This window comes from bacterium (assembly GCA_019637795.1).
Lineage (GTDB): Bacteria > Desulfobacterota > Binatia > HRBIN30 > CADEER01 > JAHBUY01.
The window spans coordinates 186,170-209,242 of record JAHBUY010000008.1 but is presented as its reverse complement, the minus strand read 5'-3'; the positions used below and the strand labels follow the sequence as shown (position 1 = coordinate 209,242).

The 23,073-nt window shown below is 72.2% G+C and carries 24 protein-coding genes; 14 read left to right on the top strand and 10 right to left on the bottom strand.

The window, feature by feature from the left end; translation table 11 throughout:
* Window positions 1-20 precede the first annotated feature (20 nt).
* From KF840_24420 to KF840_24410, 3 genes are read right to left on the bottom strand one after another with little or no spacing between them, the layout of a single operon-like run.
* Complete coding sequence (locus KF840_24420) at window positions 21-518, bottom strand: NUDIX domain-containing protein (GenBank protein MBX3028044.1); 498 nt, start codon at window positions 516-518, stop codon at window positions 21-23.
* A 4-nt stretch (window positions 519-522) separates the two neighbouring features.
* The gene (locus KF840_24415) at window positions 523-1,128 is read right to left on the bottom strand and encodes a transglutaminase domain-containing protein (protein MBX3028043.1); all 606 of its coding nucleotides are present in this window, start codon (window positions 1,126-1,128) and stop codon (window positions 523-525) included.
* Between the two features lie 34 nt (window positions 1,129-1,162).
* Window positions 1,163-1,786 carry a molybdenum cofactor guanylyltransferase gene (locus tag KF840_24410; protein MBX3028042.1) on the bottom strand — a complete coding sequence of 208 codons (624 nt, stop codon included), beginning with the start codon at window positions 1,784-1,786 and terminating at the stop codon, window positions 1,163-1,165.
* A 146-nt stretch (window positions 1,787-1,932) separates the two neighbouring features.
* On the opposite strand from KF840_24410, the gene KF840_24405 reads away from it, so the two are divergent.
* From KF840_24405 to KF840_24395, 3 genes are all read left to right on the top strand, one after another.
* A complete protein-coding gene (locus KF840_24405) occupies window positions 1,933-2,355 on the top strand; it encodes a Zn-ribbon domain-containing OB-fold protein (GenBank protein MBX3028041.1) in 423 nt (140 codons plus the stop codon).
* The gene (locus KF840_24400; GenBank protein MBX3028040.1) at window positions 2,352-3,515 is read left to right on the top strand and encodes a thiolase; all 1,164 of its coding nucleotides are present in this window, start codon (window positions 2,352-2,354) and stop codon (window positions 3,513-3,515) included. The genes KF840_24405 and KF840_24400 overlap by 4 nt, the downstream gene beginning before the upstream one ends.
* A gap of 75 nt (window positions 3,516-3,590) precedes the next feature.
* Window positions 3,591-3,914 carry a DUF3553 domain-containing protein gene (locus tag KF840_24395; protein MBX3028039.1) on the top strand — a complete coding sequence of 108 codons (324 nt, stop codon included), beginning with the start codon at window positions 3,591-3,593 and terminating at the stop codon, window positions 3,912-3,914.
* 31 nt (window positions 3,915-3,945) lie between these two features.
* Here KF840_24395 and KF840_24390 read toward each other — a convergent pair whose 3' ends face one another.
* Together KF840_24390 and KF840_24385 are read right to left on the bottom strand one after the other, a co-directional pair.
* Complete coding sequence (locus KF840_24390; GenBank protein ID MBX3028038.1) at window positions 3,946-4,527, bottom strand: hypothetical protein; 582 nt, start codon at window positions 4,525-4,527, stop codon at window positions 3,946-3,948.
* On the bottom strand, window positions 4,524-4,925 hold the full coding sequence (locus KF840_24385; GenBank protein ID MBX3028037.1) for a hypothetical protein: 402 nt from the start codon (window positions 4,923-4,925) through the stop codon (window positions 4,524-4,526). Before KF840_24385 ends, KF840_24390 begins: the two co-directional genes overlap by 4 nt.
* Before the next feature lie 222 nt (window positions 4,926-5,147).
* Between KF840_24385 and KF840_24380 the strand changes: the two genes are divergently transcribed.
* Together KF840_24380 and KF840_24375 are read left to right on the top strand one after the other, a co-directional pair.
* Window positions 5,148-5,942, top strand: coding sequence for a prolipoprotein diacylglyceryl transferase (locus tag KF840_24380; protein ID MBX3028036.1), 795 nt, complete (start codon window positions 5,148-5,150; stop codon window positions 5,940-5,942).
* A complete protein-coding gene (locus KF840_24375; GenBank protein ID MBX3028035.1) occupies window positions 5,939-6,469 on the top strand; it encodes a TlpA family protein disulfide reductase in 531 nt (176 codons plus the stop codon). Before KF840_24380 ends, KF840_24375 begins: the two co-directional genes overlap by 4 nt.
* Window positions 6,470-6,474: 5 nt before the next feature.
* Here KF840_24375 and bamA read toward each other — a convergent pair whose 3' ends face one another.
* Together bamA and KF840_24365 are read right to left on the bottom strand one after the other, a co-directional pair.
* Window positions 6,475-9,294 (bottom strand): outer membrane protein assembly factor BamA, encoded by a 2,820-nt coding sequence (gene bamA, locus KF840_24370; protein MBX3028034.1) that lies wholly within the window; start codon window positions 9,292-9,294, stop codon window positions 6,475-6,477.
* A complete protein-coding gene (locus KF840_24365) occupies window positions 9,291-13,091 on the bottom strand; it encodes a translocation/assembly module TamB domain-containing protein (protein ID MBX3028033.1) in 3,801 nt (1,266 codons plus the stop codon). Before KF840_24365 ends, bamA begins: the two co-directional genes overlap by 4 nt.
* A 177-nt stretch (window positions 13,092-13,268) precedes the next feature.
* On the opposite strand from KF840_24365, the gene KF840_24360 reads away from it, so the two are divergent.
* Complete coding sequence (locus tag KF840_24360) at window positions 13,269-14,387, top strand: flippase-like domain-containing protein (protein ID MBX3028032.1); 1,119 nt, start codon at window positions 13,269-13,271, stop codon at window positions 14,385-14,387.
* 4 nt (window positions 14,388-14,391) lie between these two features.
* On the opposite strand, the gene KF840_24355 is transcribed toward KF840_24360, so the two are convergent.
* Entirely contained in the window at window positions 14,392-14,925 is a 534-nt protein-coding gene (locus KF840_24355; protein ID MBX3028031.1) for a CDP-alcohol phosphatidyltransferase family protein, read from the bottom strand.
* A gap of 601 nt (window positions 14,926-15,526) precedes the next feature.
* Between KF840_24355 and KF840_24350 the strand changes: the two genes are divergently transcribed.
* The 3 genes from KF840_24350 to KF840_24340 all read left to right on the top strand — a co-directional run bounded on the left by KF840_24350 (window position 15,527) and on the right by KF840_24340 (window position 18,727).
* Complete coding sequence (locus KF840_24350) at window positions 15,527-16,633, top strand: quinone-dependent dihydroorotate dehydrogenase (GenBank protein MBX3028030.1); 1,107 nt, start codon at window positions 15,527-15,529, stop codon at window positions 16,631-16,633.
* A 123-nt stretch (window positions 16,634-16,756) separates the two neighbouring features.
* Window positions 16,757-18,346, top strand: coding sequence for a phosphomethylpyrimidine synthase ThiC (gene thiC / locus KF840_24345; protein ID MBX3028029.1), 1,590 nt, complete (start codon window positions 16,757-16,759; stop codon window positions 18,344-18,346).
* Window positions 18,347-18,466: 120 nt separating this feature from the next.
* Window positions 18,467-18,727 (top strand): hypothetical protein, encoded by a 261-nt coding sequence (locus KF840_24340; GenBank protein ID MBX3028028.1) that lies wholly within the window; start codon window positions 18,467-18,469, stop codon window positions 18,725-18,727.
* Window positions 18,728-18,863: 136 nt separating this feature from the next.
* Here the strand turns inward: KF840_24340 and KF840_24335 are convergent, their stop codons facing one another.
* Window positions 18,864-19,163 (bottom strand): RNA-binding protein, encoded by a 300-nt coding sequence (locus KF840_24335; GenBank protein ID MBX3028027.1) that lies wholly within the window; start codon window positions 19,161-19,163, stop codon window positions 18,864-18,866.
* Between the two features lie 205 nt (window positions 19,164-19,368).
* On the opposite strand from KF840_24335, the gene KF840_24330 reads away from it, so the two are divergent.
* Genes KF840_24330 through KF840_24310 form a run of 5 tightly spaced genes read left to right on the top strand, consistent with a single transcriptional unit; the run spans window position 19,369 to window position 22,434 of the window.
* The gene (locus KF840_24330) at window positions 19,369-20,166 is read left to right on the top strand and encodes a 1-acyl-sn-glycerol-3-phosphate acyltransferase (GenBank protein ID MBX3028026.1); all 798 of its coding nucleotides are present in this window, start codon (window positions 19,369-19,371) and stop codon (window positions 20,164-20,166) included.
* A gap of 14 nt (window positions 20,167-20,180) precedes the next feature.
* A complete protein-coding gene (gene ccmA / locus KF840_24325) occupies window positions 20,181-20,924 on the top strand; it encodes a heme ABC exporter ATP-binding protein CcmA (GenBank protein ID MBX3028025.1) in 744 nt (247 codons plus the stop codon).
* A 3-nt stretch (window positions 20,925-20,927) separates the two neighbouring features.
* Complete coding sequence (locus KF840_24320; GenBank protein ID MBX3028024.1) at window positions 20,928-21,587, top strand: heme exporter protein CcmB; 660 nt, start codon at window positions 20,928-20,930, stop codon at window positions 21,585-21,587.
* The gene (gene ccsA / locus KF840_24315) at window positions 21,584-22,273 is read left to right on the top strand and encodes a cytochrome c biogenesis protein CcsA (protein MBX3028023.1); all 690 of its coding nucleotides are present in this window, start codon (window positions 21,584-21,586) and stop codon (window positions 22,271-22,273) included. The genes KF840_24320 and ccsA overlap by 4 nt, the downstream gene beginning before the upstream one ends.
* A gap of 5 nt (window positions 22,274-22,278) precedes the next feature.
* Window positions 22,279-22,434: a CcmD family protein gene (locus KF840_24310; GenBank protein ID MBX3028022.1), complete on the top strand. Its 156-nt coding sequence runs from the start codon at window positions 22,279-22,281 to the stop codon at window positions 22,432-22,434.
* Window positions 22,435-22,445: 11 nt separating this feature from the next.
* Here KF840_24310 and KF840_24305 read toward each other — a convergent pair whose 3' ends face one another.
* Window positions 22,446-23,072, bottom strand: a complete 627-nt coding sequence (locus KF840_24305; GenBank protein ID MBX3028021.1) for a TIGR04282 family arsenosugar biosynthesis glycosyltransferase — start codon at window positions 23,070-23,072, stop codon at window positions 22,446-22,448.
* Window position 23,073 lies beyond the last annotated feature (1 nt).

The window sequence follows — 23,073 nt, the reverse complement described above, 5'->3', positions numbered from 1 at the left end:
CCGACGCGCGCCCCGCGCGTTCACCCGCGACGCAGATACTCCGCGAGCACCGCCGCGCCGTCGGGACAGAAGGGGTCGCGCGCCATGCGCTGGCGCACGGCGGTCAACGGCAGCCACTCGCCGCGCACCACCTCCTCCGCCTGCAGCCGCAGCGGGCCGTCCCAGGTGACGCGGAAGACGCGGCCGTTCACCTGATTGCGCGCGTCCTCGTAGCGGAGGTCGAAGAGCGCCTCGGGGACGACATCGGCGATGCCCACCTCCTCCGCCAGCTCGCGGCGGGCGCCCTCCTCGTAGGACTCGCCGGCGCCGACGACCCCGCCGACGGCGACGTCCCAGTGCGACGGGTAGACGTCCTTGGTCGGCGTGCGCTGGTGGACGAAGAGCTCGCCGCGGCCGTTGAAGAGCAGGAGGTAGGTGGCGCGGTGGCGCAGGCGGCGGGCGCGCATCTCGCCGCGAGTGGCGCGGCCGACCACGCGATCGTCGGCGTCGACGACGTCCACCGGCTCGTCGGCCGCCATCGCGCTAGCGCTCCTGCGCCGCCTCCGCCTGCAGCTCGGCGGCCCACTGGCTGAGGGCCTCGAGGAACTGCTTGCGCAGCGTGCGCTGGCGCGGCGTCAGCTTCGACAGCCGCTCCTCCTTCGCCTTCGCCGGATCGCCGGTCAGCGCCTCGTGCTCGTCGGAGACGACGCTGAGCACCATCGACGACCGGCCGTCCCAGTCCTCGACCGCCGGCACGCCGAAGTCGCGCAGCGACAGCGGCCACGTCGCGTCCACGTCGACCCACTCGCCGTCGATGCAGACCTGCAGGTAGTCGTGGACGTCGACGATCTCGTTCTTCTGCAGCACGCCGTGCACGTGCTCGGGGAACGCCATCGGCGAGTCGTTGAAGCGGTGCGTGCACAGCATGTGGCGCACCGGCAGGCCGGCCAGGCGGAAGAGCTCGCCGAGCAGGTTGTGCTTGCCGGAGCAGGAGCCACCGCCCTGGCGCAGGACCTCGCGCGGGTCGCGGCTCGCGGGGTAGCGGAATGGCAGATCGCGCACCCGCTCGAAGAGGGCGATCCGGGCGGACAACGGGTCGCGCCCGCGCGTCCACTCCTCGTAGGCGGCCCGGATCGGATCGTCGCTCATTCCCCTCGCTCTCCTCGCGATGGCCGCGGCGCGCTCAGGCGGGCTCGCCCACCTGCACCGCGAAGCGCGCGGCCTCTTCCGGCGTGTTCACGTTGCGAAACGACTCCTCGGCGCCCGCCACCTCGGCCATCGCCGCCTGCGATACGTACTCGACGTCGATCCCCGGCAGGAAGTCGCGCAGGGCGCGGGCGCCCCGCGCCGTCGCCTCGGCGATGCGCGGCCGCAGCCGGGTCGCGTACAGCGCGTGCAGCGGCTCGATGTCGCCGTCCCAGTGCGGCACGATCGCGTCCTGATCGCGCAGGCGCGACACCAGATAGCGGATCGGCTCCTCGCGCAGGTACGGCATGTCGCACGCGGTCACGAACGCATACCGGGTCCGCACCCGGCCGAGCGCGGCGTGCAGGCCGCCGAGCGGACCGAGACCGCGCAACTCGTCGGCGGTGACGTCGACCGGGTAGCCGGCGTACTTCTCGGGCGTGTTGCTGACCACCACGACGTGCGCGAAGCAACGGCGCAGGACGCCGAGGGTGCGGGCGAGGATGGTCTCGCCGCCGACGCGCAGGAAGGCCTTGTCGATCCCGCCCATGCGGCTGTTGCGGCCTCCCGCCAGGATGACGCCGGCCACGCGGGTGTTGAGCCGAGAGAGATGCTCACTCATGAGCTGACAAAGAGTCGCGGCGCGACCGCACTGGCGCTGGCGAAGTGGTGCGGAGAATAGAAGTGGTCATCCGACCAGTCAAGCCGCGCCGGTCGCCGCTGCCTCCCTTGACCATCCGCGCGCCGCCTCGATACGAACGTCGGCGCATGTCGACGACCTACAGCGGACCGATTCCCAAGCCGACGCCGGAAACGCGCCCCTTCTGGGAGGCCGCCAAGCAGCGCCGGCTCGTCATCCAGGCCTGCGACGACTGCGGGTTGCGCTACTTCTATCCGCGGCCGCTCTGCCCCGGCTGCCTGTCGCGCCGGGTGCGCTGGATCGACGCCAGCGGCCGCGCGGTGCTGCACACCTTCGTCATCAACCACCGGCCGCCGCGCAACTATCCGCTGCCGGCGCCGATCGTCATCGGCATGGTGCAGCTCGAGGAGGGGCCGCGGATGATATCGCACATCGTCGGCGTCGCGGCCGACCCCGCCGCGCTGCGCTGCGACATGCCGCTCGAGGTGGTGTTCGAGGACATCACCGACGAGATCACGCTGCCGAAGTTCCAGCCGAGGGCGAGCGCATGAGCGCCGACCCTCGCGCCCTGCGCGGCAGCGCGGCCATCGTCGGCGTCGCCGAATCCGACCGCCTCGGCAAGCTGCCCAACGTCTCCGCCCTGCAACTGCACATGGAGGCGGCGCACAACGCGCTCGCCGACGCCGGCCTGCGGAAGAGCGACGTCGACGCCGTCTTCACCTCCGGCCGCAACATGGCGAACGACGTGCCCGAGTACCTCGGCATCCGCCCGCGCTTCGTCGGCGGCACCCAGGTCGGCGGCTGCTCCTTCATCCTCCACGTCGAGCACGCCATGGCGGCGATCCACGCCGGCCTGTGCGAGGTGGCGCTGATCACCCATGGCGAGTCGGGCGCCTCGCGCATCGCCATGCCGGCGCCGCGGTGGGGCGACGATTCGACGAACGTGCAGTTCGAGCAGGTGTGGGGCACGGCGGGACCGCCGACCGGCTACGGCTTCCTCGCCACCCGCCACATGCACCAGTACGGCACCACCAAGGAGCAGATGGCCGAGGTGGCGGTGGCGACCCGCAAGTGGGCGGCGCTCAATCCCAAGGCGTTCGCCCGCGACCCGTTGACCATCGCCGACGTCTTGGGGTCGCGCCTGATCTCGTGGCCGTTCAACCTGCTCGACTGCTGCCTGGTCACCGACGCCGGCGGCGCCGCGGTGGTGACCTCGGCGGAGCGGGCGCGCGATCTGCCGAAGCGGCCGGTCTACGTGCTCGGCACCGGCGAGAGCGTCACCCACCAGATGGTGAGCCAGATGCCGAATTTCGACCGCTGGGACGCGGCCGAGGCGTCGGGCGCGCGCGCCTTCGCGATGGCCGGGGTGTCGCGCGCCGCGATCGACGTCGCCGAATTCTACGACGCCTTCACCATCACGCCCATCCTGGCGCTCGAGGCGCTCGGCTTCTGCCAGCGCGGCGAGGGCGGACCGTTCGTGAGCGGCCAGCGCACGGCACCCGGCGGCGACTTTCCGATGAACACCAACGGTGGCGGCCTCTCGTACACGCATACCGGCATGTACGGCATCTTCACGATCATCGAAGCGGTGCGACAGCTCCGCGGCGAGTGCGGCGAGCGGCAGGTGCCGGGCGCCACGACCGCGATCTGCCACGGCACCGGCGGCGTGTGGAGCGCCGCGGCGACGATGATCGTGTCGACCGAGACGTAGCCAGCGGGCGTCCCCTGGTCAGCCGCGCGCCCGCGGTTTTCTCGGGCGCCCATTCGCGCTACCTGGGAAGTCGGGATGGGCTCGAACGGATTCCGCCTCTATCTCCGGCTGCACGACATCGTCACCCACCGCGACTACCGGCAGTGGGGCGAGGGCCGCGTCGTCGAGGAGATGACCTCGACCGTCCCGGGCGGCACCTGCCTGGTACGAGTGCAGTTCCAGGACGGCCGCTTGCGGACCTTCAACAACGACCTCGACGCCCAGGCCTGCTGCTACTACTTCGGCGTCCGGAAGCAGTGGGACGGCGCCGCGGCCCTCTTCGGCGCTGCGGCTCCAGCGAAGCGCCCTGCCCTCGCCGAACCCGGTGCGCCGCGGCGCCGCCGCGCGCGGCGCGAGTAGGCGCGCGGCTCGCCGCCCGCTCCGCCGCGACTCACACGCGCGCCCGCATCGCCTCCCAGGCGGCGATGCCCTCGGGCGAGAGGAACTCGGGAATGTAGCGACGCAGCCCGCCGAGCGCGCTGCGCTGATCGCGAAAGACGCGCTCGCGCACCCACTCGCCATCGATCCAGGCGTCGAACGACGGCGGTTCGCCGAGCGTCAGGTCGAGGATGCGGTCGCCGAGCGGCGTGCCGGTGACCAGCAGGCGCAACGTCCGCCCGCAGTCGACCACCACCCCGCGGGCATACGGCGGCAACGTCACCTGCTCGCAGATGCGCTGCCTGTTCTGCTCGCGATGCGGTTTCTCGGCGAGTTGCAGATACGCCCACTCGCCCTCGGCCGGGTTCGCCTCGCGCAGCAGGCGGAGGTTGTTGTCGGTGAGGCGCGTGCGCGCCACTTCCTGATCGAAGCCGACGCCGCTGCGGTAGAGCCGACTGCCGACCGGCGGCCGCGGCACCGCGGCCTGGCGCTCGCGCTTCTTGTCGCCGGTGTCGACCCACCAGCGGTCCTTGACCGCCGGACCGCCGCCGTCCGACCCGCCGCTGGGCGGCGCCTCGCCCTCGGGAGTGCTCATGCGGCGCGCCGCACCAGACGCGGCCGCGATGTCATCGGCACCAGATTGCGCTCCATCTTCAGCGCGAAGGCGTCGGCCTTCCGCTCCGCATCGGCCCAGAACACGTAATGGCCCATCTCGTGGTAGACCGTGTTCACCCACTGCTTCTCGCTGTTGTACTTGCGCCCCCGCTTCCAGTTCTCCGGATGCACGAGGTGGATCTTGCCGTCCTCGTAGGTGCGGCCCGCGGTCCGGCCCCAGTCCAGGTACTCGAACCACTCCACTTGCGGGCGCTTCAATTTGTAGAAGCGACAGATCTCGGTGATGGCGCGGTTGAAATCGCGCACCCGATGCTCGCGAAAGAACGCGACGAGCAGGCGGTTGATCACCCGCCGCTCCTTGAGAGTGGGCACGATCATGCGCATGGCTCGTGAGCTCCGAATTCAGAGGGGTGGAAAGTCGGGCGACCATAGTTGCCGCTCAGGGGCTTGTCAACGCGCCCGGACAATTCGACATCGCTGGCGATTTATCGCGTAGCTTCAGTAGGTTAGCAGAGCAGACCGAGAATCCGCATTGATCGGACGGTCGCCCTCGCGCGGGCCGCTGGATTGTCGCCCGGTGCTCCGATATGGTCGCCCACCGTGGTTCCGAATTCGCTGCACATCTGGGGTCCGATCGGCATCCATTTGTTCGGCCTGATGGCCGGTCTCGCCCTGCTGGTGGCGGGGTGGATCAGCGGCAAGGAGCTCGAGCGCAAGGGGCACCCTGGCGACTTCGCCTGGACGATGGTCGGCTGGGCGGCGGTGGCCGGGTTCGGCGGGGCGAAGCTGTGGGCGGTGCTGCAGGATCCGCGCGCGCTGCTCGTCGACCCGATCGGCCAGGTGTTCTCCGGCTCGGGCTTCGTCTGGTACGGCGGCCTGATCGGCGGCACCCTGGGGGTCACCTACGCGATCCACCGCCAGGGTCTGGCCTGGCTGATGGTGGTCGACTGCGTCGCCCCTGCGCTGGCGATCGGGCAGGCGATCGGGCGCGTCGGCTGTCAGCTCGCGGGCGACGGCGACTGGGGCAAGGTCTCCGACGTGCCGTGGGCGATGACGTATCCGTACGCGATCGTCGGCTGGCCGTACCCCGAAGGCGTGCGCGTGCATCCGACCCCGGTGTACGAGATGCTCGCCTACATCGGCGTCTTCGCGATCCTCTGGTCGATGCGCAAGCGGCCGCGGCCCGACGGCACGATCTTCTGGTGGTACCTGCTGCTCGCGCCGGCCGCTCGCTTCGCGATCGAGTTCTGGCGCGTCAACCCGACGGTGGCACTCGGCCTCAGTGCCGCGCAGCTCTTCAGCCTGCTGCTGATGGCGATCGGCGCCTGCGCGCTGCTCGCCCAGCGCGGACGCGCGCCGGCAACCGCGCCCGGCGCCGCGCCCGCGCCGCGATGAAGCGCTCGCTGCTCGGCCCCGCGCTCGCCTTCGTCATCGTGCTCGGGGCCGTGATCGCGCTGCAGATCCTGCGGCGCGGTCCGGCGACCGGCTACGCCGCCGTCGACTTCACCCTGCCCGACCTGTCCGGCACCCCGGTCCGCCTCAGCGACCTGCGCGGCAGGATCGTATTCCTCAATCTCTGGGCGACCTGGTGCCCGCCGTGTCGCGCCGAAATGCCGAGCATGCAGGCGCTGTACGACCGCCTCAAGGGCCCCGACTTCGCGATGATCGCGGTCGCCGAGGACACCAACGCCGCCGACGTCGCCGCCTTCGTCGCGGAGCTCGGCCTCACCTTTCCCGTCCTCCTCGACCGCGACAACCGCCTGCCCGGCCGCTTCGGCGTCACCGGCTATCCCGAGACCTTCGTCATCGATCGCGACGGCCGCGTCATCAAGCACGTGATCGGCCCCGAGGAGTGGATGGACCCGCGGGTCATCGCCTACTTCGAGGACCTGATCGGGACATCGACCGCGGCCGGGCGATAGGCCGCTCAGAACGTGCCGCTGATACTGAAGTGCACCTCGCCGACCGACTCGCCGGGGCGGCGGTCGATCTTGAAGCCGTAGTCGAGGCTGATCGGGCCCACCGGCGTCATGTAGCGGAGGCCGGGCCCGGTGCCCTTGCGGAAGTTCGACCAGTCGAAGGTGTTGTCGTAGACGCCGTGCCGCTGCTGGCAGGCGCCGTCGCACTGGGTCAGGAAGTTGCCGCCGACGTCGAGGAACACGGCGCCGCGCAGCGCGCCCCATATCGGCACGCGGGCCTCGAAGTTGGTGATGATCGCGGTGTCGCCGCCGAGCACGGCGCGATTGTCGGCCGGACAATCGGTGAGCTGGCTGGCGTTGCGGCAGCCGGTCGGACCGAGACTGTTCTCCGAGTACCCGCGCACGGTCGTCGCGCCGCCGATGAAGTAGCGCTCGCGGATCGGCAGCACGGTGCCGCCGCTGAACGCCCGCCCGAAGGCGACGCGCCCGCTGGCCACGAACGACAACCACGGCGCCAGCGGGAAGGCCTGGCTGTGCTGCAGGTTGATCTTGCCGAACTCGATGTTGGACACCCCCGGCAGGGCGTAGCGGAAGCGCGCGGTATCGAAGACGCCCCGGGTGGGCGCGAAGGGATCGTCGCGCCCGTCGTACAGGAGCGACGGCGAGATCGCCGTCGTCCACGACGGCCCTTCGTCCTCGCCCTGGAACGACTTCGGCTGCAGGTCGAAGACGTCGGCGTATTCGACCTGGGCCTCGGCGGCGACCTGTAGACGGGGCAGGATCTGGCGCGAGAAGCCGTTGCCGAGGCTGCCGCGGGTGACGCTGTACTGGTCGATGTTGCGCGTCGAGCGCTGTCCGATCAGCTCGACGTTCCACTGCCAGCGGCTCTGCAGGAACTGCGGGTCGCGATACGCCAGCGCCGCCACGTACTGCGACTGGCTGACGTCCTCGGGCAGGACGCTCCCCTGGGCGCGCAACGAGATGCGCCGGGCGCGGCGGCCGAGGTTGGCGTAGCCGATCTCGGCGTTGGCGGTGAAGCCATCGCGGGTGTTGTAGCCGCCGCCCCACTGCAGCGATCCGGGCGGCCGCGGCTGCACGTCCACCCCGACGACGGGGGCCGGATCAGCGTCCGACAGCGGACGCACCGAGACGCTGCGGTAGGTGCCGAGCTGATACACCGCGTCCTGCCCGGCCTGCAGCCGGTCGGGGTCCAGCGGCTCGCCGCCAGTGAACGGCAGTTGCCGCTCGATGATCTCGTCGCGCGTCTCGACGTTGCCCTGCACCAGGACGCCACCGATGGTCCGCCGCGGACCGCGGGCGATCGCCCAGCGCACGGTGGCGTAGTCGTCGACGTCGACCCGGTGGCGCTCGACCTCCGGCGTCACCGTCGCGGCGCCGTAGCCGTCGCGCCGCAACGCCGCCGCGATCGCCATCGTGTCGGCATCGAGCGCCGCGGGTTCGAGCGGCTCGCCGGCCCGCACCCGATAGGCGATCGTCTGCGGCGGCAGATCCGACAGGTCGGGCGGCTCGACCAGTGCCACGATGGTGCGGGGCCCTTCCTCGATGACGATGGCGATGTCGATCGTCCCGTCGTCGTCGTTGACCGTGATCGGCGCGTCGACGATCTGCGCCTCCGCGAACCCCTGCTCGCGATAGTAGAACCAGAGACGGCGCAGGTCCTCGTCGAAGACGCTGCGCTGGAACGCGCCGCTGCGCGGCCAGGGCAGCAGGCGCTGCGGCTGGATGTTCATCTGCGCCCGCAGGTCGCTGGCCGGGATGCCGGCATTGCCGATGAAGCGCACGCGGCGCACGGCGAAGTGCCGCCCCTCGGTGATCGTGAAGCGCACCACGCGGGGGTCGCCGCTCTTCTGCGACACCTTCACCGTCGCGCGGTAGAAGCCGTTGCTGCGGTAGACGTCCACCATGCGGCGCGCCATCTCGCGCCACGTCCCGTCGGTGATCACCAGGCGCCGCGACAGGTCCATCACGTCGAGCAGGCGCCGCGTGGACACCTGCTGGTTGCCGACCACCTCGAGCACCGTCCGCGGGCCGGCGTCGACCTCGAACCGGAGCGCGCCCTCGGTGTCCGACATGGGCGTCCACGAGCCATCCACCGACGCTTCGAAGTAGCCCGCCGTCCGCAGCGCCGCCGTGAGCGTCCGCTCCGCATCGCGCGTCGTCTGCCGGCGCAGCGGCTGGCCGAGCAGGTCGCGCAGCGCGAGCTCGAGGTCGCGGGCCGGCACCCCGGGGCGACCGGTGACCGCCACCACCCGCACCCGCTGCGGCGGCCCCTCGGTGATCGCGATGTCGATCTCCACCTCGCCGGGCCTCGTGCGCACCGTCAGGCGCACCCGCGCCTGCGGGTAGCCGAACTGGCGGTAGCGCTCCTCGAGACGGGCGCGCGCCGCCTCGACCTGCTGCGGATCGTAGAAGCTGCCGGTGCGCAGCCGCAGGAAGCGGTGGACGTCCCGCCACCCCATGGCATCGTAACCGCCGATGCGCACCTCGGTGATGACCAGGCGGCGCACCAGATGGATGACGACCACCGCGTCGCCGTCCTCGACCTCGGGCACGATGTCGATGTCGCTGAAGATCCTGGTCTGCTCGAGGACGGCGCGCGTCGCCGCCAGTTGCCCCGCCGTCACCGGCTCCCCGAGGCGCAGCGGCAGGCGCTGGCGGAGCGCGACGTCGTCGAACCAGGCGTCGCACTCGAAGCGGACGCGGGCGAGCGGCAGGCCGAGCGCGCGGTCGTCGGCGCGCACCACCGCCGCCGCGATCACCAGGCCCAGGGCGCAGGCGATCCCGCCGAGCCGGGTCACCCAAGTCATTGCAAGCCGCCCAGCAGGGTGTAGGGCGTGAGCCGCCAGAACTCGTACCGGGCGCGCAGGCCGGCGGCGAAGGCGCCGGCCTCGGTCTCGGTCTGGCTCTCCCACGAGCCGAGCGCCCAGATCCGCGGCGCGAGGCGGTAATTGATCTCGACCCGCGTGCGCGAGGCGACGCCGAAGGTCTGTCCGATCGACGCGGCGAGGTCCTCGGTGAGATCCTTGCCCAGGGTGAGCTGCGGCTCGAAGGCGCCGGTGGTGGCCGAGAACGTCGGCTCGAACTCGATGCGATCGATCGGCAGCACCTTCTCCGCCTGCCCACCGAGGAGGGTGCCGATCGGGTTGCCGATGGCGCCCGACAGCGAGAAGGCGCCGCCACCGTTCTGCCGCATCTGCGCCATCGTCCGCCCGAAGGCGATCAGCGTCGCGATGTCGGTCTGCGAGAGGCTCGGATCGTCGCTGGTGAGCGTGACGCGCGGGTCCACCGTCGTCCCGGTCACTCGCACGGTCACCACGTACGAGCCGTCCGGCGTGTCGATCAGGCTCTCGGCGCTGATGTTGAGCGCCGCGGCGAGGCCGAGGTCGGGACGGAAGTCGACCGTCGCGCCGAGCAGCTCGAAGGTGCGCCCGCGCAGGTAGACCTCGCCGTCGAGCGCTTCCACCCGCCCATCGAGCACCGGCCGCGCGGTGGTGCCGGTGAGCGAGAGGTGCATCCGCCCCTCGAGCCGGGTCAGGTTGTTCTCGACGTAGAGATCGCCCGGTGCCTGCACGGTGAGGGCGAGCTGGATCTCCCGCCCCGTCTGCTCGCGCGGCGCGGCGGCGAGGGCGCGGTTGAACTGCGGCAGGAAGTCCGCGAGCTCGATGTTGCGGTCGTAGAGCAGGCGAACGATGCGCAGATCGCCAGCCACCCGCAGATGCTCCCAACTGCCCTCGAGCGTGCCCTGCCCGCCGACCTCGACCTCGAGCGCCGGCAGCGGATCCGCGCCGACGTCGTGCAGGGCCCAGGTCACGGACGGTCCAGCGCGCAGATCGATGCTGCCGCCGATCGTGAATGTGCCGCTGCCGATGCGCCCGCCGAGCTGCTCGATGCGGACGTGCTCGCCGTCGAATACCAGCCGTCCGCTGGTGCGGGTGATGGCGACCGGCAGGCCGGCGTCGAGGCCGACCTGCGCCAGCTCCAGGGTGCCGAGGGCGGACCAACCGCCGCCCCCGTGGGTGATCGTGGCGTCGACGGTGAAGGTGCCGCGCGCCGATTCGATCGGCTTGCCGATCAGCTCCAGCATGCCGAGCGTGCCGCCACCGGCGAGCGCCAGACGCACCCGCCCGTCGAAGCCCGCCTCTCCGTCGAGGCGCAGCGTGGTGTCGCCGCTGCGCACCGTCACGTCGGCGACCCGGCAGCGACCGGCGCGACAGGTGATGCTCAGCGGCACCTCGGCGGCCACCGGCTGCGCCCCGCCGGTCAGCGTGAGCTGCGTCAGCTCGAGGCGGGCCTCGAGCTGCGCGATGGCATCGAGGCGGCCACTGGCGTGGACGCTGCCGCTGCTCAGCATCTGCCAGTTGGGCTGGGCGCCGAGCAGGCGGGCGAAGTCGGCCTCGCTCCAGCTCACGTCGGCGGCGAACGGAAACCCCGGATCGGGGCGCACGTCGGCGGTGACGCGCAGCGCGTCGTCGAGCAGCGCCGTGGCGGCGTGCCAGCGGCCGCGGTCGGCGGTGACGTCCACCCGCACCGCCCGGAAGGCGCGCCCGCCGAGCACCAGATCGTCGGCGGTCAGCGTCGCCGTGCCGCTGAGCGCCCGCGCCGGCCCGCGCAGCGCGGCGCGCGCGCGCAGGGTGCCGCCCATGTCGACCTCCTCGCCGCGCCACAGCGAGGTCAGGGTCCAGGCCTCGCAGTCGAGGGCGATCGCGAGGTCGTCGCTGCCGCGCCCGCTGGCGCGCAGCACGACCTCCTGCTGGCCGCGATTGCGCATCCGCGCCTCGGCGTTCCATGCCCCGGCCGCCGCCTCGGCGGTCGCGCTCAGCTCGGCGATGCGCTCGCGGCCGAGCCAGAAGTCGCCGAGGCGCGCCGCCGCGGTGAGGCGCACGCTCGGCCACGGCCCGGTCGCCGCGGCATCGAGCGTCAGCCGGCCGCCGGCGATCGGCGGCCGCACGCCGGTGAGCCCGCCGACGGCGGCGGTCAGCGTGCCGGCATCGATCCCCGTGGCGTGCACCGCCCACGTGTTGGCGCCCGCGCGATCGAGCGCCAGCGTGCCGTTCGCGGCGAGCGTCCCGCCGCCGAGCGCGGCGCGGATGCCATCGCTGCGCGCCATCCGACGGTCGCCCGCGAAATCGCCCCGGATCGAGTCCACCTGCACCCCGAGCAGCGACAGGCCGCGACCGTCGATCGAGCCCTCGTAGCGCGGGTCGCTCAGCGTCCCGCCGAGGCGCGCCGTCGCGTCGAGAGCGCCGCGCACCTGCGGCAGCGAGCCGATCGCCGCGATCGCGGCCAGCGCGTCCGGATTGGCGACGCGGATGCGCACCGTCCCGTCGAGCGCCCCCGCGGCGCTGACGGCGACCTCGGCGCGGGCGTTGTTGCCCATCGGCTGCGAGATCTCGACGGTGCCGCTGCCGCCGCCGTCGGCGTAGCGGCCGCTGCCCTTCCAGTCGACGGGCGTCGGCGCGCCCGGCGCGCTGATGCGGCCCGAGGCGGTGCCGCCGAGACGCAGCGGCGTCAGCGTCCCGCCCACCTCCGCCACGCCCTCGAGCACCGCGGCGGGCAGCTCGCTGCCGATCGCGCCGGCCACCTCGCGGAGCGCCAGGCCGCGCCAGGTCAGGCGCGCGCTGGTCTGCAGCCGCTCGTCGAGCTGGAGGGTGGCGGACCCGGCGGCGCTGCCGCCGTAGCCCCGGACCTTGAGCGAGCTGACGGCCAGTTGGCGGCGGTCCAGGCGCGCCGTGACGTCGACGGCCCCGACGTCGTGATCGGCGACGCGCAGCGCCGGGAGCTGCACGGTCGCGGTCAGCGTCGGCTCCTCGAGCGCTCCCTCGAGGCTCCCTTCCAGGTGCGCCGCACCGGCGAGCGCGGCGAGGCTCTCGTCGAGCAACGCCAGGCTGGACAGATCCACGTCGCCGGCGAGCCGCAGCGCCCCCTCGCGCTCGTGTCCGTCGAGCGTCAGGCCCTCGCCGCGGACCGCGACGCGCTGCAACTGCCAGCCGATGTCCGTCTCGCCGCCCGCCGCGGCGACGCTGGTCAGCACCGTGCGATGCGGCCCATGCTCGAGCGTCAGCGGGCCGCCCCGACCGGCGAAGCTGAGGCGCCCCTGGATGGCGTCGGCGCCGAGCTCGCCGTCGAGCAGCGGCGCGTCGACCGTGATCGGCGATGCCGCTTCGGTGAGTTGGACGCGCGCATCGTGGACGCGCAGGCGGCGGACGCGGAACGACGGCAGGGGCTCTGGCGGACCGGGATGCGGTGGCGGGAGGGCGTGCAGGAAGGCGGGGAGGTCGAGCGCCAGCGGACCGGCCGCGACGTCGAGCACCACGCGCCCCTGGCGCAGGCTGCGGCGCAGGTCGAGCTCGGCGTGCGCCGCGCCGAGACTGGCGATGGCGCCGTCGTCGCCCAGCCGCACGCCACCGACCTCGACGCGCGGCGGCACGAGCGCGATCGACAACGTGTCGATGGCGCACGTGGTGCCGAACGCGGCGCCGATCTCGCGCGCAATCAGTCGGCGCAGCGGCTCCTGCCAGCGGTCGCGCAGCGGTCCGACGAGCAGCGCCAGCGCCGCGACGGCGAGCAGGGCGAACGCGATCACCAGCAGTCGGAGCCGTTTCATCGAGGAAGCGCGCGCGCCCGGCGGCGCCCGCACGCTTAACGCATCGCCTCGCGCGGCGCGAGGGTTCCGCGTCCGCGAGGTCTGGCGGCGCCGCTCGCCAGCGCGCCAGCGCTCGCCATCGCGCCCACGGCCTTGACCCGCCACCCGTCAGGCCCTAAGTCCGCACGCGAGGGTCCAGTGTCCCACGCGCCGCGCCAGGAGCGGCAGGAAGAGAGCTCCGCCGCCTACCTGCCCGTGCGCACCGCGCGCGGCTCGCGTTGGGTCCGCCTTGCGCTGCTCCTCGGGATCATCGCCTTCGCGGCCATCTTCCTGTTCGCCGACCCGGCCGAGCTGTGGTCGGTGCTGACCCACGCCGACCCCTGGCTGCTGGCGCTCCCGGTCGTCTTCATGCTGCTCAGCTACGTGACCATGGCGCGCTCGTATCAGGGCATCGCCCTGGCGGCCGGCTGCCAGGTGCCGCTCTTCGCGATGCTGAAGATCACCTTCGTCGCCAACTCGATGAACTACCTCGTCTCGACCGGCGGCCTCTCGGGATTCGCGGTGCGGATGTTCTTCTTCACCCGCCGCGGCGTGTCGTCGCAGACGGCGGTGCTCATCTCGCTGGCGCAGACGTTCCTCACCAACTGCATGCTGCTCCTCTTCCTGCTCGTTGGATTCGCCTACGTCTTCACCAGCCACAGCCTCACCGGGTCGGCGCTGGCGGTGACCACGGTGCTCCTGGTGCTCTTCCTCATCGCCGCGGTCCTGGCAGCGCTCCTCCTCTTCCACGCCCGGCTACGGCGGCGGACGCTGTTCAGACTGGCGCAGGCCGCGCACTGGCTGTTGCACCGGTTCTCGCCGCAGCGGGCGCCGGCGCGCACCCATATCTGGCGCTACCAGTTCAACCTCAATCGCGGCATCAGCTTCCTGCTGGCGCGCCGCCGGGCGATGGTGCAGCCGCTCATCTACATCGCCCTCGACTGGCTGCTCACCATCCTCGTCCTCTACGCCGCGTTCCTCGCCGTGCACTACCCGATCGCGCTCAGCCACGTGATCGTCGGCTTCGCGGTCGGCATCGTGCTCTCCTTCGCCTCCCTCATCCCGGGCGGGCTGGGCGTGATGGAGGGATCGATGGCGGCGGTCTTCGCCAGCATGCAGGTGCCGTTCGAGACCGCGGTGATCGCGGTCCTGCTCTTCCGCGTCGCCTACTACCTGCTGCCGCTGCTGATCAGTCTCTTCTTCCTGCACGGCATGTTCGTGCAGGGCACCGCGGTGAGCACCGAGATCGCGCCGCCGCCCGCGACGTCCTCGCGCTGAGCGGTCAGCGGCGCGCCGCCAACCGTCCGGCGATGGCCGCCGCCGAGTACAGGAGCACGAGCGCGAACAGCAGCCGCATCACCGGCGGCGGCAGCCACCCGAGACCGACGGTGTGGTTGCCGATCAGCACGCCGAGCAGCACCCAGTTGCCGACGCCACCGAGGTGCCCGATGCGATCGGCACCCCAGCGCGGTCCCCGCGCCGACGGCCGGCGCCAGTCGACGACGTACAGGGCGAAGGCGACACCGACCGCCGCCGGCACCCACCACGACAGAGCGCCGATCCACACGTAGGCGGCAAAGGCGGTGAGCAGAAAGATGATGTCGGCGCCATGATCGAGGGCGCGGCCGGCGTCGGACGACGTGCCGAACCGGCGCGCCAGCCGTCCATCGACGGCGTCGCTGGCAATGACCAGCGCGAACACCGCCGCCGCGATCCATCCCGACGCGCCCTGCTCGGCCGCCAGCGCCGCCGCGGCGAACACGGGCGCCAGCACGACCCGCGACAGCGACAGGAGATTGGCGGCGTGGCGACGCACGCCCGATCCATATCGCGCCGGCGTCACCGGCGCAGCGTCCGACACGCAGACGGCCTACCGCGACTCCGGAGAGAGGAACCCCGGTTGCTGCTGCGGCGGTGCGCCGCCCCGCGGGTGACGTCGCGGGAGCAACCGGGGCCGATGGTGCCTGGGTTTCCCCAGGCAGGAATCACCTCATGCGGCGCCTCGGAGAATGCGCCGGGCCGCAACGGCGCGGGCTGCGCGGCCGTTGACCATCGACCGCCCAGCGGGTCCGCCCCGCGCGGGCCACACACGTGTGAAGCCGGCCTAGGGGGCCACCACCTCACTGATCACCGTAGGGTTACTCGACACTGGACCACCTCCTTTCTCGGCGCAGCCAAAAACGGCGGGTCCCACACCCGCGGCTACGGAGACGACGACCGCCGACTGCCGTCGCCCCCGCCCGGCTCATCGCCGGTGGTCCCGATGACCACGTGCGACCGGGGAGCCGTGTCCGCTCGAGCCGGAATCACCATGGTGTCCAGAAATATCCACGCCGATGGCGTTCGTCCACCGAATTTCGTCGACGCTTGTCGCGACCGAATGGGCTCCGTAAGGTGCGCGCGCCGATCGCGCTCGCATGCTCTACGAGGTCGCCCGCCCGTTGCTGTTCCAGCTCCCGCCCGAGGCGGCCCACCACCTGGCGTTCCGCGCCCTCGCGGCGTGGCAGGCGCTGTTGCAGCGGCGGTCGCCGGCGACCCCCGCCGCCGATCCGCTGCTGGCGCAGGAGCTCTGGGGCCTGCGCTTCGCGCACCCGCTCGGGCTCGCGGCGGGATTCGACAAGAACGGCGCGCTGCCACACGTCTGGCCGGCCCTCGGCTTCGCCTTCGCCGAGCTCGGCACGGTGACGGCGCGGCCGCAGCCCGGCAACCCGCGACCGCGGCTCTTCCGCCTGCCCGCCGAACGGGCGTTGATCAACCGCCTCGGCTTCAACAACCACGGCGCCGAGGCGGTGGCCGCCGCGCTGCGCGCCCGCTGCGCCGGCGGTCGGCCGCCGATCCCGCTCGGCATCAACCTCGGCAAGTCCAAGGTGGCGCCGCTCGAGCGCGCCGCCGAGGACTACTGTGCCAGCCTGCGCGCGCTGCACGGCCTCGCCGACTACCTGGTGCTCAACGTCAGCTCGCCCAACACGCCCGGACTGCGCGACCTGCAGGCCGAGGCGCAACTGGCGCCGCTCCTCGCCGCCGTGCAGGCCGAGAATCGACGGTTGGCGGCCAGCGCCGGCACGGCGCCGCGGCCGCTGCTGCTCAAGATCGCGCCCGACCTCGCCGACGACGCGCTGCCACCGCTCATCGCGGTCGTGCGCGCCCACGGCGTCGCCGGCATCATCGCCACCAACACGACCGTCGACCGCGCCGCGCTGGGCCACGGCCATCCCCTCGCCGGCGAGGCCGGCGGCCTGAGCGGCCCGCCGTTGCGCGCCCGCGCCACCGCCGTCGTCCGCGCCGTCTATCGCGAGACCGGCGGCGCCCTGCCGATCATCGGCGTCGGCGGGATCGCCAGCGGCGCCGATGCCTACGAGAAGATCCGCGCCGGCGCGTCGCTGGTGCAGGCCTACACGGGCTTCATCTACGGCGGCCCCGGCTTCGCGGCGCGCGTCGTCGCCGAGCTGCGGGAGCTCCTGCATCGCGACGGCTTCGCCGCCGTCGCGCAGGCGGTGGGCGTCGATGCCAACCGCACGCCTTGATCGGCCGCCGGGGGAGTCGTACTGTCGCCCGCACGACGCCGGGCGCGCACGGAGCGCGCCCGCGCCAGGGAGACTCGGATGACGCAGCTCGAAGCGGCGCGCCAGGGCATCATCACCGACGCCATGCGCCGCGTGGCGGAACGGGAGAACACGACCGGGGAGCGCATCCGCGCCGAGGTGGCGCGCGGTCGGCTGGTGATCCCCGCCAACCTCCGGCACCTCGCCGGCAGCGCCGGCGCCGCGCCGACCGCCGCGCCGCCGGCCATCGCGGCGCCGCGCAGCGGCCATCCGGGGGCGCGCGCCAACGCCCACCTGTGGGTCAACCAGACGGTGACCCAGCGCGCCCACCAGCTCGACGACGCCACCGCGCTGCGCGGCGAACGCGCCCCCCGGCGCCTCGACCCGACCGGCATCGGGCGCATGATCAGCACCAAGATCAACGCCAACATCGGCGCCTCGCCGGTCTCGAGCACCACCGACGAGGAGGTCGAGAAGCTGCGCTGGGCGCAGCGCTTCGGCGCCGACACGGTGATGGACCTGTCGACCGGCGGCGCGCTGGCCGACTGCCGGCAGGCGATCATCGATCACAGCACGGTGCCGATCGGCACCGTGCCCATCTACAGCATGATCATCGGCCGTCGGATCGAGGACCTCACCCACGACATGATCCTGGCCGAGATCGAGCGGCAGGCGCAGCAGGGTGTCGACTACTTCACCATCCACGCCGGCGTCCTGCGCGAGCATCTGCCGCTACTGCGCAGCCGCATCACCGGCATCGTCTCGCGCGGCGGCTCGCTGCTCGCCAAGTGGATGATCCACCACGGCAGGCAGAACCCGATGTACGAGCTCTTCGACGAGATCAGCGCCATCATGCGCCAGTACGACGTCACCTACTCGCTCGGCGACGGCCTGCGACCGGGCTGCCTCGCCGACGCCTCGGACGCGGCGCAGCTCGCCGAGCTGCACGTCCTCGGCGAGTTGGTGCAGCGCGCCCGCGCCGCCGGCGTCCAGGCGATGGTCGAGGGCCCCGGACACGTGCCGCTCGACCAGATCGCGTTCAACATGCAGCTCCAGCAGCGGGTCTGCGACGACGCGCCCTTCTACGTGCTCGGCCCGCTGGTCACCGACGTCTTCCCCGGCTACGACCACATCACCAGCGCCATCGGGGCCAGCGAAGCGGCGCGCGCCGGCGCCGCCATGCTCTGCTACGTCACGCCGAAGGAGCACGTCGGCCTGCCCAAGGCCGAGGACGTGAAGGCCGGCTGCATCGCCTACAAGATCGCCGCCCACGCCGGCGACATCGCGCGCGGCATCGACGGCGCCCGGCAATGGGACGACGATCTGTCGCGCGCCCGCGCCGCCCTCAACTGGCCGAAGCAGTTCGAGCTGGCCTTCGACGGCGACACCGCACGCGCCCTGCACGACGAGGACCTCACGGTCGATACCGACTTCTGCGCCATGTGCGGCCACGACTGGTGCAGCCTCCGCATCTCCAAGGAGATCGCCGAGCTCGCCAGCGGCAAGGATCCTGGCTTCCAACCGACGCGGCCGGCCATGCCCAGCCCCGGAGTGAGCGCCGACGGCCGCGCCCTGCTCGCCCAGCGCGCCGTCGCCCTGCCGATCGTCGGCGAGCGCCGCGCCTGCCACAGCGAGATCGCCCCCGACGACCAGCAGGCCCGCGAGATCCAGCAGCAGGCGGTCCGCGTCCACTAGACTGGACGCCAACCGCCGGCCGCCGTGCGGCGAAATGGACGCGCTCGTCGGGTGCGCGCGGTCCGGTCCGCTTCCCGTCTTGGTGCATCTCTTGCTTTCCCCGCCATCGGGAGGCGCGAGATGGCTGCGAGGGAAGCGAGCGACGGAAGGTCGGCGCGGGCGCTGCAGGCAGCGCACTACGGCGATGGCTCGGACGACGGGGCCGCGTCACGCACCGACACGGAACTGCGGCGCATGGCGGCCTTTCGCGTTCGTGAGACGGCGAATCGCATCGCCACTCTTGCCCAGAGCGCTCAGAACGAGGAGCTCCGTCGCGAGCTGCTGTCGATCGCCCAGCGCCTGAAGAACGAGGAACGGCGCCTGTTCGGCGACCCGGAATAGCTCCGGCGGCGCTGCGCGCCGCGCAGCCCGGGAGGCGCCGCCCCGCGGCGCCTCCCTCCCCCACGCGACGCAACGCCGCCGCCCGCTGTCGCGGCGGACGGCGGCGCGTGCCGGCGCGCCGGGAGGTGACTCGCGGTCAGTGCCGGCCGGCCGAATAGCCGCCGCTCCGCCCGCCGCCGCCGCCGCCCTCGCGCGCGCGGGCCTCGTTGATCTTCAGCGGGCGTCCCTTGAAGTCCTTGCCGTCGAGCTTCTCGATCGCCTGCGCGGCCTCGCTGTCGCTGCTCATCTCGACGAACCCGAACCCGCGCGATTTCCCGGTCAGGCGGTCCTTGATGATCGCCACCGACTCCGGCGTTCCGGCCTGCGCGAAGTAGTCCCTCAGTTCGTCCTCCGTCGCCGTGAACGACAGATTTCCGATGTAGAGCTTCCGGCCCATCGTGGCCTCCCCCAAAGAACTGCCGGCGCCATACCATCGCCCGCCTCCATTTGGCAAACTTCTTCTGCCAGGGGCTCGCCCTAATCCAACCGCCGCCCGGCATCGATCGCAGGCGGTGCCGTGGCGCGGCGCCGCGCGGCGACCGTGCGCCACCGCGCGCATCAGAAAATGGAACTCGTCTCCCCTTTCCGCTAGGAAGGTCTCCATGTTCGCACAGCCGCGAGGCGGAAGCCGCGGCGACACAGCCGATCACTCGCTGCTGTCCTTCGCCGCGCAGCACCCCCTGCGCTATCTCTGGGGCCTCGCAGCCGACGCCTGGATCGCCGTCTCGACGATCGTGATCGGCATGACGGCGATCGCTGGCACGTTCATCACCCGGCGGCCGTGGGTGATCGACACCATGGGCCGGCTGTGGAGCCGCGGCATCGTGCGCGCCTGCGGCATCGACCTCGAGGTGGTCGGCCTGGAGCGTCTGCAGCCCGGGCGGAGCTACATTCTCGTCAGCAACCACCTGAGCAACTTCGACATCTGGTGCACGCTGGCCCGCATGCCCTTCGTGGTCCGTTTCGTCGCCAAGAAGGAGCTGTTGAAGATACCCGTCTTCGGCTGGGCGCTCGGCATGAGCGGCCACATCGTCATCGACCGCGGCGACCCGCAGTCGGCGATTGCCCGCATCAATGCCGCCGCCGAACGCACCGAGCAGGGCATCGGCCTCCTCTTCTACGCCGAGGGGACGCGCAGTCGCGATGGCAGGGTGCACGAATTCAAGAAGGGCGGCGTCAGCCTGGCGGTCAGCACCCAACTGCCGGTGGTGCCGATGAGCGTCAGCGGCACCCGCAAGTTCTTGCCCCGCGGCTGCGCCGTGATCCGCCCCGGGGGCCGGGTGCGCATCGTGCTCGGCGAGCCGATCCCCACCACCGGGCTCACCTACGCCGATCGCGACGCGCTGAACGAGCGCGTGCGCCGCGTGGTGGTGAGCAACTTCGTCGAAGAGCTCGTCTGACGCGGACCGCGCCCGTGGGATCCGCCACCGCCGCCGCGGCCGCGGCGCCGCCGGCCCTGCAGGTCGAGCGCCTCGGCAAGCGCTTCGACCGCACCGCGGCCGTCCAGGCGGTGAGCTGCGCCGTGCCGCCCGGTCAGGCGGTGCTGCTCCTCGGTCACAACGGCGCCGGCAAGACCACGCTGCTCCGCCTCTGCGCGACGCTGCTCAGCCCGAGCGAGGGACGGGTGCGCATCGGCGGCCTCGACGCCGGCGAGCACGGCAGCGCCGCGCGCCGGCAGCTCGCCGTGCTCGGCCACGAGAGCTTTCTCTATCCCGACCTCACGGCGCACGAGAACCTGACCTTCTACGCCCGCCTCTACCGTCTCGCCGATCCCGCCGCGCGGGTCGAGGCGCAGATCGACCGCTTCGCCCTGCGCGGCTGGGCGCACCGTCCGGTGCGCACCCTGTCGCGCGGCATGCTGCAGCGTTGCGCCCTGGCGCGCGTGCTGCTGCACGACCCGCGGCTGCTGCTGCTCGACGAACCGTTCACCGGACTCGACGCGGCGGCGCGCGAGCTGCTGTGCGGCGAGTTGCGCGCCGCCCACGCCCGCGGCGCGGCGGTGCTGATGAGCACCCACGACGTGCCGCTCGGCGCGTCGCTGTGCGAGCGCGCCCTGGTGCTGGCCCGCGGCCGCCTGGTCGCCGACCTGCCGATCGCCGCCGGCGACGCCGACCGCCTCGACGTCGAGGTCCGCCGCCACGCCGGCACCTCGAGCTGACCGATGCTCGCCATTCTCTGGAAGGACCTGCGCATCGAGCTGCGCACCAAGGAGACGTTGGCGGCGCTGCTGCTGCTCGGGCTGCTGACCCTGGTGGTGCTGAGCTTCGCCTTCGACCCCACCAGCCCGCTGCGCGAGGCGGCCGCCCCCGGCGTGCTCTGGGTGGCGGTCACCTTCGCCGGCACGCTGGGAATGAATCGCTCGCTGCTGCTGGAACGCGAGCACGACTGCCTGCAGGGACTGCTCCTGGCGCCGGTCGATCGCGGCGCCATCTACCTCGCCAAGACCGCGGCCAACTTCCTCTTCATGACCGCGGCGCAGCTCGTCCTGATGCCCCTCTTCGTCTTCTTCTTCAACCTGCCCTTCTGGCTCACGGTGAGCCGGGTGGCGCCGGTGCTCCTGCTCGGCCTGCTCGGCTTCGCCGCCGTCGGCACCACCTTCGCGGCCGTCTCGCTGCGCACCCGCGCCCGCGAGGTCATGCTGCCGCTGCTGATGCTGCCGCTGGCGGCGCCGCTGCTGATCGCCGGCATCCAGGCGAGCGCCACGGTGATGGCGGGCGAGCCGCTCGCCGCGATCGCGCACTGGCTCAAGCTGCTGGCCGCCTTCGACGTGGTGTTCCTGGTTGTCGGCTGGATGGCCTTCGAGTATGTGGTGGCCGAGTGAACCTCACTGATCGCCTGCTGCCACCGGCCGTCATCGCCAGCATGCTGGCGGCGCTCTACCTGGTGTTCATCGGCGTCCCCACCGACCGCTTCCAGGGAGACGTGCAGCGCATCTTCTACGTCCACATGGCGATGTGGCTCTCGACCTTCACCGCTTTCGGCCTGGTCGGCGTCGCCAGCCTGCTCTACCTCTGGAACCGCCGCGCCGCCTGGGACCACCTCGGCCGCGCCGCCGCCGAGCTCGGGCTGGTCTTCTGCAGCCTCGGCCTGATGACCGGCTCGATCTGGGCCAAGCCCATCTGGGGCACCTGGTGGACGTGGGATCCGCGTCTCACGCTGACCCTCATCCTGTGGATGATCTACGCCGCCTACCTCCTGCTCCGTTCGCTGGCGAGCGAGCCGCGCCAGGGCGCGACCCTGGCGGCGATCCTCGGCGTGTCGGGCATCGTCGATCTCTATCTCATCAACCGCGCCGTCTACTGGTGGCGCGGCATCCACCCCGCGGTCATCGTCACCCGCGAGGGCGGCAGTGGCCTCAACGATCCGCTGATGCGCCTGACGCTCGTGGTCTGCATGCTCGCCTTCTTCCTGCTCTTCCTCTGGCTCCTCCGCCTGCGCATCCGCACCGCGCGCCTGCAGGACGCCGTCGACGATCTGCGCGCCCAGCTCGCGCCGGCCGCCTCCTGAATTCGATGGATCCCAACGCCCACATCCCCTTTCTCATCGCCGCCTACGCCGTCGTCTGGCTCGGCGTCCTGATCTACGTCACCAGCCTCGCGCGGCGCAGCCGCGAGCTCGAGCGCGAGCTCGACGAGCTCAAGCACCTGCTCGACGAACGCCGGTCGTAGGCGGACCGGCGTCATCCGCGGCCGATCGTCGCCAGCGCGGCCGCGGTGGCAGGCAACGTCACGGCTCCGCTGTCGAGCAGGCGGCGCAGTACGAGCACGTCCTCCCACTCGTCGACGTCGAACGCCGGCGGCTGCACACCGAGCCGCAGCCCGTCGGCGGCGGCCCGGTCCACCGTCTGCTGGAAGACGCGATCGGTCCCCATGTCGACGCCGAGGAAGAGGTCATGGGCGGCGCACAGGCCGATCAGACAGTAGCCGCCATCACGGGTGGGCGTCAGCACCACGTCGGCGGCGTCGAGCGCGGCGAATGCCGCGGCGATGGCGTCGGCGCCCAGGTGGGGCGCATCGGCGCCGATCATCACGACCCGCGACGCGCCCCGCCCGAACAGATCGGCGAAGGCGTGCCGCATGCGCGACGCGAGGTCGTCACCGCGTTGCGCGATCTGCTCGGCGTCGCCGACGATCGACCGCAGGTCGGCGCCGGCTGGCGTCACCGCCCACACCGTGCGCCACGCGTCGCGGCGCACGCTGGCGGCGAGGTCGGTGAGGAAGGCGCGGTACAGGACGCAGGCCGCGGCATCGCCGATGCGCCGCGCCAGGCGCGTCTTCACCGCGCCCGGCGTCGGCTGCCTGGCCATC

Coding starts and splice junctions, on each gene's coding strand:
- KF840_24420 (MBX3028044.1), bottom strand. CDS start 518: ATGGCGGCCGACGAGCCGGTGGACGTCGTCGACGCCGACGATCGCGTG.
- KF840_24415 (MBX3028043.1), bottom strand. CDS start 1,128: ATGAGCGACGATCCGATCCGGGCCGCCTACGAGGAGTGGACGCGCGGG.
- KF840_24410 (MBX3028042.1), bottom strand. CDS start 1,786: ATGAGTGAGCATCTCTCTCGGCTCAACACCCGCGTGGCCGGCGTCATC.
- KF840_24405 (MBX3028041.1), top strand. CDS start 1,933: ATGTCGACGACCTACAGCGGACCGATTCCCAAGCCGACGCCGGAAACG.
- KF840_24400 (MBX3028040.1), top strand. CDS start 2,352: ATGAGCGCCGACCCTCGCGCCCTGCGCGGCAGCGCGGCCATCGTCGGC.
- KF840_24395 (MBX3028039.1), top strand. CDS start 3,591: ATGGGCTCGAACGGATTCCGCCTCTATCTCCGGCTGCACGACATCGTC.
- KF840_24390 (MBX3028038.1), bottom strand. CDS start 4,527: ATGAGCACTCCCGAGGGCGAGGCGCCGCCCAGCGGCGGGTCGGACGGC.
- KF840_24385 (MBX3028037.1), bottom strand. CDS start 4,925: ATGATCGTGCCCACTCTCAAGGAGCGGCGGGTGATCAACCGCCTGCTC.
- KF840_24375 (MBX3028035.1), top strand. CDS start 5,939: ATGAAGCGCTCGCTGCTCGGCCCCGCGCTCGCCTTCGTCATCGTGCTC.
- bamA (MBX3028034.1), bottom strand. CDS start 9,294: ATGACTTGGGTGACCCGGCTCGGCGGGATCGCCTGCGCCCTGGGCCTG.
- KF840_24365 (MBX3028033.1), bottom strand. CDS start 13,091: ATGAAACGGCTCCGACTGCTGGTGATCGCGTTCGCCCTGCTCGCCGTC.
- KF840_24350 (MBX3028030.1), top strand. CDS start 15,527: ATGCTCTACGAGGTCGCCCGCCCGTTGCTGTTCCAGCTCCCGCCCGAG.
- thiC (MBX3028029.1), top strand. CDS start 16,757: ATGCGCCGCGTGGCGGAACGGGAGAACACGACCGGGGAGCGCATCCGC.
- KF840_24340 (MBX3028028.1), top strand. CDS start 18,467: ATGGCTGCGAGGGAAGCGAGCGACGGAAGGTCGGCGCGGGCGCTGCAG.
- KF840_24335 (MBX3028027.1), bottom strand. CDS start 19,163: ATGGGCCGGAAGCTCTACATCGGAAATCTGTCGTTCACGGCGACGGAG.
- KF840_24330 (MBX3028026.1), top strand. CDS start 19,369: ATGTTCGCACAGCCGCGAGGCGGAAGCCGCGGCGACACAGCCGATCAC.
- KF840_24320 (MBX3028024.1), top strand. CDS start 20,928: ATGCTCGCCATTCTCTGGAAGGACCTGCGCATCGAGCTGCGCACCAAG.
- KF840_24310 (MBX3028022.1), top strand. CDS start 22,279: ATGGATCCCAACGCCCACATCCCCTTTCTCATCGCCGCCTACGCCGTC.
- KF840_24305 (MBX3028021.1), bottom strand. CDS start 23,072: ATGGCCAGGCAGCCGACGCCGGGCGCGGTGAAGACGCGCCTGGCGCGG.